The organism is Myxococcus llanfairpwllgwyngyllgogerychwyrndrobwllllantysiliogogogochensis, assembly GCF_006636215.1.
Classification (GTDB): Bacteria; Myxococcota; Myxococcia; order Myxococcales; family Myxococcaceae; genus Myxococcus; species Myxococcus llanfairpwllgwyngyllgogerychwyrndrobwllllantysiliogogogochensis.
Map to the genome: position 1 here is coordinate 1 of NZ_VIFM01000028.1, position 13,414 is coordinate 13,414.

At 70.9% G+C, this 13,414-nt stretch carries 9 protein-coding genes; 6 read left to right on the plus strand and 3 right to left on the minus strand.

Annotation, left to right across the window (positions count from 1 at the left end; all coding sequences use genetic code 11):
• Positions 1 to 62: 62 nt before the first annotated feature.
• A complete protein-coding gene (locus tag FJV41_RS09575; protein ID WP_181790525.1) occupies positions 63 to 2,132 on the minus strand; it encodes a sensor histidine kinase in 2,070 nt (689 codons plus the stop codon).
• A 142-nt stretch (positions 2,133 to 2,274) separates the two neighbouring features.
• Between FJV41_RS09575 and FJV41_RS09580 the strand changes: the two genes are divergently transcribed.
• The 3 genes from FJV41_RS09580 (at position 2,275) to FJV41_RS09590 (ending at position 6,853) form a co-directional block, all read left to right on the plus strand.
• Positions 2,275 to 2,814: a hypothetical protein gene (locus FJV41_RS09580; RefSeq protein ID WP_141642132.1), complete on the plus strand. Its 540-nt coding sequence runs from the start codon at positions 2,275 to 2,277 to the stop codon at positions 2,812 to 2,814.
• A gap of 103 nt (positions 2,815 to 2,917) precedes the next feature.
• On the plus strand, positions 2,918 to 5,470 hold the full coding sequence (locus tag FJV41_RS09585) for a M1 family metallopeptidase (protein WP_141642133.1): 2,553 nt from the start codon (positions 2,918 to 2,920) through the stop codon (positions 5,468 to 5,470).
• A gap of 24 nt (positions 5,471 to 5,494) precedes the next feature.
• On the plus strand, positions 5,495 to 6,853 hold the full coding sequence (locus FJV41_RS09590; RefSeq protein WP_141642134.1) for a DUF6986 family protein: 1,359 nt from the start codon (positions 5,495 to 5,497) through the stop codon (positions 6,851 to 6,853).
• A gap of 30 nt (positions 6,854 to 6,883) precedes the next feature.
• Here FJV41_RS09590 and FJV41_RS09595 read toward each other — a convergent pair whose 3' ends face one another.
• Both FJV41_RS09595 and FJV41_RS09600 read right to left on the minus strand, forming a co-directional pair.
• Positions 6,884 to 7,999 (minus strand): zinc ribbon domain-containing protein, encoded by a 1,116-nt coding sequence (locus FJV41_RS09595; RefSeq protein WP_181790527.1) that lies wholly within the window; start codon positions 7,997 to 7,999, stop codon positions 6,884 to 6,886.
• A 59-nt stretch (positions 8,000 to 8,058) separates the two neighbouring features.
• The gene (locus FJV41_RS09600) at positions 8,059 to 8,688 is read right to left on the minus strand and encodes a hypothetical protein (RefSeq protein ID WP_141642135.1); all 630 of its coding nucleotides are present in this window, start codon (positions 8,686 to 8,688) and stop codon (positions 8,059 to 8,061) included.
• A gap of 448 nt (positions 8,689 to 9,136) precedes the next feature.
• On the opposite strand from FJV41_RS09600, the gene FJV41_RS09605 reads away from it, so the two are divergent.
• Genes FJV41_RS09605 through FJV41_RS09615 form a run of 3 tightly spaced genes read left to right on the plus strand, consistent with a single transcriptional unit; the run spans position 9,137 to position 13,412 of the window.
• Positions 9,137 to 10,819, plus strand: a complete 1,683-nt coding sequence (locus FJV41_RS09605) for a toxin-antitoxin system YwqK family antitoxin (protein WP_220137846.1) — start codon at positions 9,137 to 9,139, stop codon at positions 10,817 to 10,819.
• A complete protein-coding gene (locus tag FJV41_RS09610) occupies positions 10,816 to 12,123 on the plus strand; it encodes a peptidase M16 family protein (protein ID WP_141642137.1) in 1,308 nt (435 codons plus the stop codon). Before FJV41_RS09605 ends, FJV41_RS09610 begins: the two co-directional genes overlap by 4 nt.
• A 2-nt stretch (positions 12,124 to 12,125) precedes the next feature.
• Positions 12,126 to 13,412: a M16 family metallopeptidase gene (locus tag FJV41_RS09615; protein WP_141642138.1), complete on the plus strand. Its 1,287-nt coding sequence runs from the start codon at positions 12,126 to 12,128 to the stop codon at positions 13,410 to 13,412.
• Positions 13,413 to 13,414: the final 2 nt, after the last annotated feature.

Genomic DNA, 13,414 nt, shown 5'->3' on the forward strand with positions numbered 1-13,414 from the left:
CCCTTTCCCACCCTGTGCCGTGAAGTCGCCCCACTGGCGCCTCCGGCACCCAGCGACTCGCCTCAGGCGCCCGCGCGAGGCTGCCGCGCCGGGTCTTCGTTCAGGAGCGGAAGCGACGGCTCCACCGGCAGCTCCAGCACGAAGGAAGCGCCCGCCCCCCGGGTGCTGCTGACCTGGACGGAGCCACCATGTGCCTCCGCGATGCGGCGCGTGAGATACAGCCCCAGGCCCAGGCCTCCGTACTCCTGCGTGGAGACCGCCCGTTCGAAGGGGCCGAAGATGCGCTCCACCGCTTCGGGAGGGACGCCGATGCCCCGGTCCGTGACGACGAGCCGGGCGCGGCCTCCCACCTGACTCAGCGCCACGTCCACCTCTCCCCCCGCGCCGAACTTGATGGCGTTGGACACCAGGTTGGAGAGGGCCTGCTCCACGCGCCCCGGGTCCAACCACCCGCGCACCCGCTGGGCCGTGGCCGTCAGTCGCAGCGGTGTCCCGGCGCGCGTCGCCTCTTCCATGGAGCGCTCCAGCACGTCATCCACCAGCGCGGTGAGGTCCACCCACTCGCGCCGCAACTCCAGCCCGCCCGCCTTGAACAAGCCGACGTCCAGCACGTTCTCCACCAGGCGCGTCAACCGCCGCGACTGTCGGGCAATGGCCTCCAGTCGCTCCAGCAGGAAGCCGTTCTCGGTGCCTCCGCGCAGCAGCGCCATCAACCCCTGCACCCGCAGGGTGAGCGTGGCCAGCGGCGTGCGCAGCTCGTGCGCCGCCACGGCGATGAAGTCCTCACGCACGGCGACGGCCTCACGGGCCTCTTCCAGCAGTCGCGCGTTCTCCAGCGCCATCGCGCACCTGCGCGCCACGTCGTCCGCCAGCACATGCTCCCGTCTGCGTCGCCCTGTCCCCTCCAGGTCCATGGCCACCGCCAGCGCGCCCACCACCTGTCCGCGCACTCGCAGCGGCACCAGCACCCCTGCGCCCTCCGGGCCCGTCCATTCGCTCGCCTGCGCTGGCAACGGAGGAAACCGTCCTCGCAGCCCCACTTCGCGCGCGGGCGTCCAGCCCGCCGCCGCCACCCGCTCCACCACGCCGTCGGTGTTCTGCAACCAGATGGCGACACCTGTCGCGAGCTCGGGCACGAGCAGCCGCGCCACCCGAGGCAGCGTGACGCTCCATTCAGGGGACTCGGCGAGCACCCCGCCCACGGTGGCCAACACGCGCTGCGCCGCCTCCGCGCGCCGCCGTTCCGCCACCACGGCCGCCACCGTCAGCGCCGTCAGGCTGAGCACGGACATGAACACCTGCACGGACAGGACGCGCTCCGACGCGGACACGGACAGCGCCCCGAAGGGCCCTATGTCCAGGCGCGTGTACTCCACCGCCACCGCGCTCATCACCGCGGACGCGCTCGCCGCCCCCCGAGGCCCCAGCCGCAGCGCCGCGGCGATGACCAGGGGAAACGCCGCGTAGGGCAGCGTGGTGGAGAGCGCCGCGGACCCCGTCGTGCCCTCGACACTGAAGACCAGGACGCCGACGAGCGCCACCACCGCTATCATGAAGACGGACTCCACCAGTCGTCTCGGCGGAGAGGTCGCGCGCGCCACGGGCCACCACGTCAGCAGCAGCGGCGCGACGAGCACCGTGCCCAGCGCGTCACTCAGCCACCAGACAATCCATTCGCTCGCGAACGACGCGGAGCCCAACCACCTCGTCGCGCCGAGCGCGCCCAGCGTGGCGCTCGGCAGCGCCCCCACCACCGCCCCGAGCACCAGCAGCCCCGTGACATCTCGCACGCGATGGAAGCGGACGATTCCACCCAGCAAGCGACGCATCAGCGCCGCCCCCAGCCAGGTGCGCAGCACGTTGCCCAGCCCCCACGTCGCGGCAAGCCCCCAGGGCAGGCCCTGGGACAGCACCGAGCCCAGCTCCGCGGCGAACACGGCGGCCAGCAGGGCGGGCCACATGCGCGTGGGCGAGCGCATGAGGAACGCCAGCGTCAGCCCCGCGGGCAGCCAGAGGATGGCGCTGCTCAGGGGCGGAAACACGAAGTGGGAGCTGACGACCTTCAGGACCTCGAAGGACACCGCGAGCAGTACCGCTCGCTCCCAGGCGGCGCGCCCCAGCGTGAGTGCCATTCCGACCCCCATCGCAAGGTAAACAGCCAGGGCGGGGAAGCGCGGCCGGGCCAAAGGAGCAGGAGGGCCCCCGTCCGCCCAGGCCGGCCTGGAGTCGGAGGCAGGCACTCACGCGCCGTGCTCGCTAGAGTGCCGCCGCCCCGTGCCCTTCGCCTACTACGAGAGCCTCAATCCCGAGCAGCGACGCACCTATCGGATGAGCGATGGAGTGACGGCCCTCCGGGTGAGGGAGCCCACCGCCCTGCATCCCCTGGTGGACGAGGTCCGGGAGGCGCTGGCCATGGGTGAACGCGGCCCGCTGGAGCGCGCCACGACGCGGCTGGGCAAGGCGCTGTGCGAGCGGCTGGATGTCCCCGGCGTCCGGGTGGAGGTGCTGGACGTGCGCCCCTCTTCCGAGGAGGGCGAGCTGCACGGCCTCTACACCTGGGAGCCGGGACGCCGGCCGCGACTCCAGGTCTGGATGCGCACCGCGAAGCAGGCGCGCGTGGTGGCCTTCCGCACGTACCTGCGCACCTTCCTCCACGAGCTGTGTCACCACCTGGACTTCCTGCTGCTGGAGCTGCCCCACTCGTTCCACACGGACGGCTTCTTCCAGCGGGAGTCCAGCCTCTTCCAGCAGCTCGTCCCGGGCCGTGGCCCTCGCGGACGGAGGGCGGGCCCGGACGGGGAGCCGGGGCGGTAAGGGTGTGGCGGACGACACCCCACCCGGCGGACGACAGGTTTCTTGCACCCGCGTGACAGAAGTGGGAACGCGCGCCGCGAGCGAGGCTAGATTCCGCCTCCCTATGGCGCATCCGACCGAAGACAAGAACTTCCGGCTCCCCACCGCCGTTCGCCCCCACCGCTACGCGGCCACGCTGACCCTGGACCTGGACGCGAAGTCCTTCTCCGGACAGCAGACCATCGAAGTGGAGCTGGCCGAGCCCACGCGCGAAATCATCCTCCACGCCATCGCCCTGAAGCTGGGCGAGGTGTCCTTCCGCTCGGGCAACGCGCGGCACCAGCCCACGTCCATCCGGCCCGTGGAGGTGAGCGAGACGGTGGTGTTGAGCTTCGACGCCCCGCTGCCCAAGGGGCCCGCCACGCTGGAGCTCGGGTGGACGGGGTCCTTCACGGACGGCCTGCGCGGCCTGTACCTGGCGGGCAAGGTGGCCGCCACCCAGTTCGAGGCCGCCGACGCGCGCCGCGTCTTCCCCTGTTTCGACGAGCCCGCCTTCAAGGCGAAATGGTCGCTCAGCGTGCGCGTGCCCGAAGGGCTCGCCGTGCTGGGCAACGGCCCCATCGTCAAGGAGGAGAAGGACGGCGCGCTGACGAAGGTGACGTTCCAGGAGACGGAGGTGCTCAGCAGCTACCTCGTCGCGCTGGTGGTGGGCCCCTTGGTGGGCACGCCGGCGCAGCTGGTGGGGGGCGTGCCGGTGCGCACCTGGTCGCTGAAGGAGAAGGAGCACCTGACGCGCTTTGGCCAGGACGTGGCGCTGGCGGTGCTGCCCCTGCTCCAGGACTACTTCGGCCTGCCGTATGCCTTCACCAAGCTGGACCAGGTGGGCATCCCGGACTTCGAGGCGGGCGCGATGGAGAACGCCGGCCTGATTACCTATCGCGAGGTCACCCTGCTGCTGGACCCGGCCACCGCGCCCCTGTCGGTGCAGAAGCGCGTGGCGGAAGTCGTGACGCACGAGCTGGCGCACCAGTGGTTCGGCAACTGGGTCACCATGGTGTGGTGGGACGACCTCTGGCTCAACGAGGCGTTCGCCACGTGGATGGCCTTCAAGATTGTCGACCAGTGGCGCCCCGAGTGGCGCATGTGGCTGGACTTCGACTCGCACCGCACCAGCGCGCTGTACCTGGACGCACTCAAGTCGACGCACCCCATCCACGGCGAGGTGCGCAACGCGGGCGAGGCCGGTGAGAGCTTCGACGCGATTACGTACGAGAAGGGCGGCGCGGTGCTGCGGATGATTGAGGGCTTCCTCGGGGAAGGCCCCTTCCGCGATGGCATCCGCCTGTACATGCGCAAGCACGCGCGCGCCAACGCGGTGAAGGAAGACCTGTGGAACGCGCTGGGCGCGGCCGCGAAGCAGCCGGTGGAGGAGCTGGCCACCGCGTGGGTGGGCCAGAGCGGCTTCCCGCTGGTGACGGCGCATGTGGAGGGACGCGAGGTGGCGCTGTCGCAGCAGCGCTTCTATTCGGAGCCGGGCGTGGAGAGCGGCGAGAAGTGGCCGGTGCCCATGGTGCTGCGCTACGAGGACGCCTCCGGCGTGCGGGAGCAGCGCGTGCTGTTCCGCGACAAGCAGGCCACCGTGAAGCTGGAGGGCACTGGCGCGGTGAAGTGGCTGTGCGCCAACGCGGGCTCCACCGGCTTCTACCGCATGGCCTACGACAAGGCGTCGCTCGCGGCCCTGGCGTCGAACCTCCAGGTTCTGGCGCCCTCGGAGCGCATCGCCCTGCTGGAGGACCAGTGGGCGCTGGTGCGCTCGGGCCGGGGCTCGGTGGCGGACCTGTTGGACCTGGCGGCGCGCTTCGGGAACGAGGAGGACGACTCCGTCCTGGACGAGCTGGTGGGCAGGCTCGCGTACGTGGAGAACCGGCTGGTGGATGGCGAGGACCAGGCGCGCGTGCGTGCGTGGGTGGAGAAGCTGTTGAGCCCGGGGCTCAAGAAGCTGGGCTGGCAGGCGGCATCCGGTGAGTCGGACCGGGTGAAGCTGCGCCGCTCCGCGCTGGTGCGCGCGGTGGGAGGCCTGGCTCGCAGCCCGGAGGCGCTCGCGGAGGCCCGCCCGCGCGTGGCGCGCATGCTCCAGGGAGAGCGTGACGCGTTGGAGCCCAACCTGCTCGACGTGGCGGTGGCCATGGTGGCGCGCGCGGGAGACTCGGCCCTCTTCGACACGTTCCTCCAGAAGGTGCCGAAGGAGCCGGACCCGGCCACGCAGCGCCGCTACCTGATGGCGCTCACCGCCTTCGAGGACCCGGCGCTGGCCGAGCGCGCGCAGGGGCTGCTCTTCTCGGAGACGGTGAAGACGCAGGACGTGGCCAGCTTCGTGACGGGGCTTTTGGCCAACCGCACCGGCCGCGACGCGTGGTGGGCGCAGATGCGCAAGCAGTGGAAGGACGTCGTCGCGCGCACGGGCGGCGCGCCCATGCTGGTGCGGCGCATCGTGGAATCGCTGGGCATGCTGCGCACGCGCGAGCACCTGGAGGCGGTGAAGGCGCTGCTGCGAGACAACCCGGTGAGCGACGCGAACCAGGCCACCGCGCAGACGCTGGAGCGGCTGTCGCAGGACGTGGAGCTGCGCGAGCGCTGCGGCCCGGAGGTCTCCGCGTGGCTGAAGCGCCAGCCCTGACGCACCCCTCTTGAGAGGCTCCCGATGAAGACCACCCTGACGCCCGCAAGCCTCTCCAGCGCGCGCGAGTCCCTCCGGCGGGCCAACGCCGAGCTCGCGCGCGAGTACCCGGGGGAGTCCCCCCGTCGCCAGCCGGTGCACGTCGTGTACGGCGGCGCCCACCTCTTCCGCGCGGAGGCGGCGCGGAAGCTGGGGGACCTCGCCCTGGGGGCCATGAAGACCTACGCGCCGGACGCGGCGGAGCTGGCCCACGGCTTGGGCCTTCCCCAGCGCGGGCGCTTCGCCCAGCGCGTCTACGAGCGGGTGTTGGACAAGCTCGGAAGCGAGCCGGTGGAGGACTATCGCATCGACTTCGAGGACGGCTATGGCCACCGTCCCGACGAGGAGGAGGACTCGCACGCCGTCGCCGCCGCCCAGGAGATGGCGCGGGGACTGGCCCAGGGCTCGCTGCCGCCGTACGTGGGCATCCGGGTGAAGTCCTTCACCGAGGAGCTGTTCGAGCGGGCCTCTCGCACCCTGGACCTCTTCGTCACCACGCTCCTGGAGCACAGCGGCGGAAAGCTGCCGCCGTCGTTCGTCGTCACCCTGCCCAAGGTCTCCGTGCCCGAGCAGGTGGCGGCGCTCGCCCGCATCCTGGAAGTGCTGGAGACGGAGCACGGCCTGACGCGCGGCGCGCTCGGGCTGGAGCTGATGGTGGAGACGCCCCAGGCCCTCTTCAACAAAGAAGGGAGCCTGCACCTGCCCGCGCTGGTGGCCGCGGGTGAGGGGCGCTGCTCCAGCGTGCACCTGGGGCTGTATGACTACACCGCCGCGCTCAGCGTCAGCGCCCACGTGCAGAGCATGCTGCACCCCGCCTGCGACTTCCTGCGGGATTTGGTGCAGGTCTGCCTCGCGGGCACCGGCATCCAGCTGGCCGACGGCGCGACGAACGTGATGCCCGTGCCGCCGAACAAGAAGCAGGGCGACCTGCCGCTGCTGCCCACGCAACTGCGTGAGAACAGCGAGGCGGTGCAGCGGGTGTGGCAGCTGTCCTATCGCCACATCCGTCACTCGCTGGAGCGTGGGTGGTATCAGGGCTGGGACTTGCACCCCGCGCAGCTGCCCGTACGCTACGCGGCCGTGTATGCCTTCTTCCTGGAGGGCCTGGACACCGCCACCCGGCGCCTCAAGGCCTTCATGGAGAAGGCGGCCCAGGCGACGCTGGTGGGTGACGTGTTCGACGACGCGGCGACGGGCCAGGGCCTGCTCAACTTCTTCCTCCGGGGCCTGAGCTGCGGCGCGCTCAGCCAGGACGAAGCGCTGGCCACCGGCCTCACGCTGGAGGAGCTGCGAAGCCGCTCCTTCCGCGCCATCGTCGAGTCACGTCGCGCCCGAGTCTCGTAGCCGGGCGAGCCCTTTTCCGCCGAGGGCGACTCAGCTCTCGGCGGAACCCGGGCCCGGCGGCGCATCCTCGCCCCCCGGAGGTGCGTCGCCTGCTCCGCTGCTCGCCGCGCGGTGCGCGCGCACCAGGGCCACGTCGATGGCCACCGCGCCGAGTAGGAAGAGGAGCGGGCCCGCGTGCAATCCCAGGCCGAGCAGTCCCCACAAGGTGACGACGCCGGCCAGGAGGTACGGGAGCATGGGCGGCACGGCGTCGCGGGCACGCGGCACGGCGGCCAGCAGCCCCAGGGACATGAGGGCCAGGACGACGAGCGGCGCACCGGGCCGGGCGCGTCCCGACTTCGCGAAGAAGGAGGACGTGTTGGTGAGGCCGGGCTTCCACGTGTACCTGCTGTCCGTATACGTGTGGCCCGTGGAGCGGCCGGTGTTGTCCACCTCGTACACGAGCTTGTCGTCGTAGCCGTAGCCGCCCAGGGACGTGGACGAGCGCATCCCCGTGCCCCAGGAGAACAGCATCGACACCGCGCACACGGCGGCGCCCGCGCACACCCAGAGCTTCAGTCGCGAGGCCTCCGGTGAAGGCCGCAGCTCGGGTGCCGAGGCGGAGGACGCCTGGAACACGCGCCACTGCACGTATCCCAGCACGACGGCGGCCCCCACCCAGACGAGCGGCACCAATCCGAAGCCCAGGGACAGGAACGCGAAGGTGACGGCCAGCGCGGTGAAGAGCGGCAGGAAGGCGGCGTGCGAGGCCACCTGGGCGAGCTTCTCCAGTGGCGGGGGAACGGGGCGGCCGGCGGCGCTCCACTCACGGGCACCGAGCAGGATGCTGCCCGCGAGCATCGTCACGGACCACGGCAGGCCAATGCTCCCGCCGATGATGGGAAGGCCCGGCAGGAGCACGGCGGCGGCGACCAGCCCCGAGCCGAGCAGCGGCAGCGAGCCGCCCGGCAGCCGCTCACGCAGACGAGGGTCCTCCAGAATCGACTGCACGGCGCGGCCCGCGGACTCGGCGGTGCGCCGGGCGGACTCGGCGGTGTCCTCGGAGAACAGCGGCTTGTCGAAGGAAGGCTTCACGTCCCGGCCACAGTGGGGACACGCGGCGATGCGCGCTTCGGGAAGTGGCTGACCGCAGTGCGGGCAGGACATGGGCTCACTCCTGACGACAGGATGGACCCAGGCAGCCTACCTCCGGCACGCGCCCGACGTCACAGCAGCTCGACGGAGAACACCAGGTCACAGGTGGAATAGGAGTCCTTGGACCGGGAGACCTCCAGCGTCATCCGCGTGGCCTCTTCATCCGTCGCGCTCGTCATCCGCCGAGGGTCATACGTGTCGTAGATGCTCAGTCGCGAGTCCCGCCAGTTCCATCGCGGAGCACAGGTCTCCATCAGGTACGAGGAATAGAGATGGAACCGGTCCTGCAAAGGCTTGCACTCCATGTTGCCTTGCACGCAGTAGATATAATCCCCCAGCGCGCGCGTGCTGTAGACAGTGCAGCGGAAGTCCTGGATGCCCTTCCTCGACTCCCAGACGGAGACGTCTTCCGAGTAGCTCTTCAACGGCGCGCCACGCAGGGATTGGAAGCCCTGACCGGCTCCGCGCAGCACCGCCTTCACTTCCTTGCAGAAGGCCGCGCGGTTGGGGAGCGCCGCGCCCTCGACGGCGCTGTCGACAGTCGTCACACCGACCTTGGAGTCGCGCGGAGGCAGTTGCTTGAAGGGCACCGTGCTCCGCGGACGATATCCCGACGTGGAGTACTGCGCGTGCGCGCCCCCACTCACCACCGTGAGGACGAGAGCAAGCCACGGCGATACACCAGCAGGTCGATGAAACATGGGTCCATTCCCCCTCTGAATGACTGAAGCCTCGGCGGACGCCGCCGTATACGCGACCTGACAGGCGCGTCAATCCCATGCCAATTCACGCACCGTGGGACACACCACGATTGTCAGAGTTTGATGACAGACCAGCTCATTCGGCTAGAGTGCGCACCGCTCGCCGTCGAGGGGGGAAATGTCCTCACCATCCGCAGCAAATCCAGAAACCCTGGACATTCCCAAGCAATCCCTGACAACCCGGCTTCTCAAACCAGACTTTCTGCTGAAGTCCTTGGCTTGCGTAGGATTTGTCTTTCTCGTCGCGCGGCTGGTTCAGCTCGCGGTCCCTGGGTCATTTCCACACGCGCTCCAGGCCTGGGTCCTCTGGCCAGTGCTCTGGGACGCGCCGCTCGAGCCGTGGCGGCCCTCGACGCTGGCATCTCTGCTCCCCGCGCTGTGTTGGGGCGTGCTGCTCCTGCTGTGGCGGGAGCTGTCCTGGGTGGCGCGCGGGCAGCAGGCGTGCTCGCGACTCCAGGTGCTCGCGCTGGCCTTCGTCCCAGGCTATTCGCTCGTGGGGCTGCCGCGCTTCTTCGCCACGCTGGTGGAGCCCCGCGCCCGCAGGGCCATCACGCCGTGGGCCATCCTGGTGGGGCTCGTCGGCCCTCACCTCCTGCTCATCGGCGCGCTCGTGGCGGAGGCCTGGACCTCCACGAGCGGGTGGACGCTGGCGGTGCCCCTGTTCGATGGGGCGCTGCTGCTCGCGCAGACGGTGCTGCTGCTCGGCGCCTATCGCGTCTTGAGTCAGCGCGCGTCCACGCCGCCCGCTCCGGAACCCCGGGCCGAGGAGGAGCTCGCCCCCGAAGCCCCGCCGGAGCCTCCGCCCACCGAGGACACGGGCCTCGACTGTCCCGAGTGCGTCTGGGCCGCCCGCCTGTACCGGGCCCCCGGACGCATCGGCGCGCACTGCCTGGGCTGCGAGGGGGACCTGCTGTCGCCCATGGAGCAGGCCCGCTGGCTTCCGGAGCTGGGCGCCACGGGCACTCCCCTCGAGGAGACGGGACGGCAGGTCCGCTGTGTCTCGTGCGAGGCGTACGTCACCACCGTGATGCTGCCTGGAGGCGCGGTGTCACCCTGCACCGCGTGCGGTGTGGTGTGGATGCGCGCGGGAATGCTGCACCGGCTCACCCAGGGACAGCAGGGCCGTCCCCGGGCGCGCCGTCCGGTCCCCGCGCCCGCTCGCGAACCCTGGATGCCGCCCCTGCTCTCTCCGCTCGCCAGCGGCGTGGTGGTGGCGGTGTGCGTGTTCGGAGGCGCTGCCTTCGTGACGATGCGTGCCCGGCCTCCCGTCTGTGACCCGGGCACCACGCTCCAGCGCGAGGAGCGCGAGGACGGCTGGGTGCTTCGCCAGTGCGTGAACGAGACGGGACAGCGGGATGGCGCCGCGTGGCTGCGAGACACGCGAGGAAGACTGCGCGAGAAGACCGCGTGGACGAAGGGGCGACGCTCGGGAGCGCATCACGCCTGGGACGCGACGGGGCAGTTGCGGACCGAGGGGCTGTATCAGGACGACCTGCCTCTCGGGGAGTGGAGCCGCTACACGGAGGAAGGGATGCGCTTCTCCCGAGCCTCCTGGTCGAAGGGCCTCCTGCATGGCGAGGTGGTGGACGTGGCCGACAGTGGCTTGCCCCACGAGCGCCGGAACTATTCGCAGGGCGTGCTCGACGGTCCCTACACGCTCTACTTCACGGGGGGCGGTCGGAAGGTGGAGGGGACGTATGCGCGGGGCCTGCGGCATGGAAGCTGGACGCGCTACGGGACGACGGGGGCGCCCCTCGAGTCGGTGCTGTGGAACCAGGGCGAACCCACGCTGGTGCTGGAGGATGAGCCAGGCACCTCGCTCGCGTCGCGGGGCGGCGCGCGGCGGGGGCCCGACGAGCTGCTCTACGGGGGACGTTCCCTGGACTGGTGGAACCGTCGGCTGCGACAGCTGTGGCCCCGGCGCGAGGAATCGGACCGGGCCGCGCGGTACTCGCTCACGGTGCACCGCGCGGGCCTCAACGGCCTGAAGGTGCAGGAGACGACCGCGGGGCCCAGGGTGCTGGTCGCCACGCCCGACCTGGAAACCCCTGTCTCGGTGGACACACCATGAAGTCACGTCAGCGCTGTTGGGCCCTGCTCCCCCTGCTGTGGGCGGGAATCTCCGTGGCCGCGCCCTTCGAGGTCCTCCGCTCACAAGAGTCCAGCGAGCACCCGCGGCTCGTGCTGGCTCCGCGTGAGGGCGCGAGGACGGCCACCCTCGTGGTGCTCTTCTCCACCGGACGCTTCGACGAGGGCGGCGACACCGGCCTCACGCGGCTCTCCCAGCACGCGCTGCTGGAGGCCAACCTGCGCGGCGACTACGGCAAGCTGACGCGGGAACTCTTCGGCGCGGACGCGTCTCTGGAGCTGTTCACCGGGCTGCGCCAGAGCGGCTTCGTCCTCGAGTCGAACTCCGGGGACTTCGACCGGCTCGCGCGCCAATTGCTCGAGACGCTGCTGGCCCCCAAGCTCATCCCCTCCAGACTGGAGGCGACCGCCGAGCGCACCACCCAGGACCCGGGACTGACGTCCTCGGAGGACTTCCTGGAGACGCGCCTCGCCATCGCGCTCTCGGACGACCCTCGCTATGCGGCCGCGCCGCCTGGCAACCCCAGCAGCGCGCAGAGCATCTCCCCGGAGACGGTGGAGCGGCACCTCGCGGGCGCCTTCTCTCCACGCAACGCCACCGTCATCGCGGCGGGGACCTTCGACGCCGTCGCGCTGCGCCGCACGCTGGCGCGCTTCAAGGGGGGAATCCCCTCGCCCGTGGCGAGACTGCAGATTCAGCTCCCGGTGAAGCGGCAGCTGCCGGCGCACAGCGACGTCAACGTCCTGGCCTTTCCGGTGAAGCTCACCACCGCGTCGGAGTCAGCGGCCTTGCGCGTCGTGGGGCCCATGCTGCGCCGGCGCATGGAGCAGCGCTTCCGCACCATGGGCGTGGGATATGCACAGGATGCGTCGCCCCTGCTGACACCGTGGATGGACGCGCTGGTGCTGACGCTTCCGGCGAGCGACCCTTCCGCGTTGGACCTGGGCCCCTATCTCCTCCAGGAAGTCGCGGAGGTGCGCGAGGGCCGGGTGACCGCCGACGAGTTCGCGGCGGCCCAGGGCGCGGCCCTCACGCGACTGCGCCTGGAAGACCAGCACCCGCGCGCGGTGGCCCTGACACTCGCCGGCAGCCTCCAGACGCCCGCGTGGTACTCGGCGGAGGTGGAGCACTCGCTCTCCTCGCTGTCGCCGGAGGGCCTCGCGCGACTGGTCGAACCCTGGTTGCGCGAGGACCGCCTCGTACACCTGCTCTTCAGTCCCCGGGCGCTCTCCCCTCCCCCTCGCAAGACCTTCAACAACGCGGGCACCCGCTCGCGGCGACGCTAGCCATGTCCTCCCTTCGCTCCTGGCTCCTGCTGTGCTGCGCTCTCGGGTCCACCCTGGCGCTCGCCGCCGCTCCCATCGCCCCCCTCTTCCATGCCGAGCTGCTCCAGGACGGCACGGAGCTGGTGGTGCTGTCCCGTCCCGAGTCCGCCACGGCCTCGCTGCGCCTGGTGGTGCGCTCGGGCTCGTCGAGAGACCCCAGCGGCAAGGAGGGCCTGGCGCACCTGCTCGAGCACCTCGTCTTCCAGGGCAGTCAGGACGTGCCGGGCAAGACACTGCGCGCGAGCATCGACACGGCCGGGGGCACGCTCAACGCCTTCACGTCGGCCCGGTCCACGGTGTACGCACTGGACACGCCCGGGACGGGCTTCCTTCCGCTCGCGAGGGATGTGCTGCGGATGGTGACCAGTCCCACGCTCCCCGGCGGCAAGCGACTGGAGCGGGAGCTGGGCATCATCACCACCGAGGGCCGCTATCACTTCTCGCGGCAGAGCCTGGCAAGCCAGGTGGAGGAGGCGATGTTCCAGGACATCACCCTCGAAGGCGCCCTCATCGGCACGCCCGCCACCCGAGCGCGCATCACCCGTGAGGACCTCCAGGAGTACTACGCGCGCAACTACGTCACCTCCAACGTGTCACTCGTCTTCACCGGGGCGGTGAGCGTCGAGCAGGCACGAGCCCTCGTGGAGGAGGCCTACCGCCTGCCGCCCGCGCTCCCGGAGGAGGCCGTCGCGCCCGCCATGCAGAGCGCGCAGTACCCCGTGGTGCAACAGACGCGGGCACACGTCACCTTCGTCACGCTGGGCTATCCCGTCCCCCGCGAGGAGCGGGCCACCTGTCGCGCGGTGGCGTCCCTGCTCCAGCTCCGGCTGTTGCAGCAGGTGCATGTGGAGGAGCCCATCGTCTCCGCGATGCGCGTGCTCTGCCTCAACCTGCGCGGCAATGACCTGCTGCTCGCCTTCGCATATACGCGCTCCATCGAGGGCTCGCGGTTGCCCTACCTCATGCAGGAGACCTTCGACGCGCTCGCCAAGAAGCCTCCCAGCGCGGCCGAGCGGAAGCTCCTGGAGAAGCGCGGCCAGCGCACCTCGGAGCGCTGGCGGGAGGCGGGGCCGGAGGTCGCGGACGCGGTCGCCTCACAGGCGGCGGAGCCCCGGCTGGAGTCCCTCACGGACCTGGGCTTCCTTCAGCCTCCGCCCATCCCCACGAGCGCCCAACTGAAGGACTTCGCGCGCCGCCACTTCGTGGAGGAGCAGGCGGTGCGCATCACCAGCTCGCCGCTGGAGGGGTGAGC

Excerpts from the sequence above, each read along its gene's own strand:
- FJV41_RS09575 (WP_181790525.1), bottom strand. The coding sequence starts at position 2,132 with ATGGCACTCACGCTGGGGCGCGCCGCCTGGGAGCGAGCGGTACTGCTC.
- FJV41_RS09610 (WP_141642137.1), top strand. The coding sequence starts at position 10,816 with ATGAAGTCACGTCAGCGCTGTTGGGCCCTGCTCCCCCTGCTGTGGGCG.
- FJV41_RS09595 (WP_181790527.1), bottom strand. The coding sequence starts at position 7,999 with ATGTCCTGCCCGCACTGCGGTCAGCCACTTCCCGAAGCGCGCATCGCC.
- FJV41_RS09585 (WP_141642133.1), top strand. The coding sequence starts at position 2,918 with ATGGCGCATCCGACCGAAGACAAGAACTTCCGGCTCCCCACCGCCGTT.
- FJV41_RS09600 (WP_141642135.1), bottom strand. The coding sequence starts at position 8,688 with ATGTTTCATCGACCTGCTGGTGTATCGCCGTGGCTTGCTCTCGTCCTC.
- FJV41_RS09615 (WP_141642138.1), top strand. The coding sequence starts at position 12,126 with ATGTCCTCCCTTCGCTCCTGGCTCCTGCTGTGCTGCGCTCTCGGGTCC.
- FJV41_RS09590 (WP_141642134.1), top strand. The coding sequence starts at position 5,495 with ATGAAGACCACCCTGACGCCCGCAAGCCTCTCCAGCGCGCGCGAGTCC.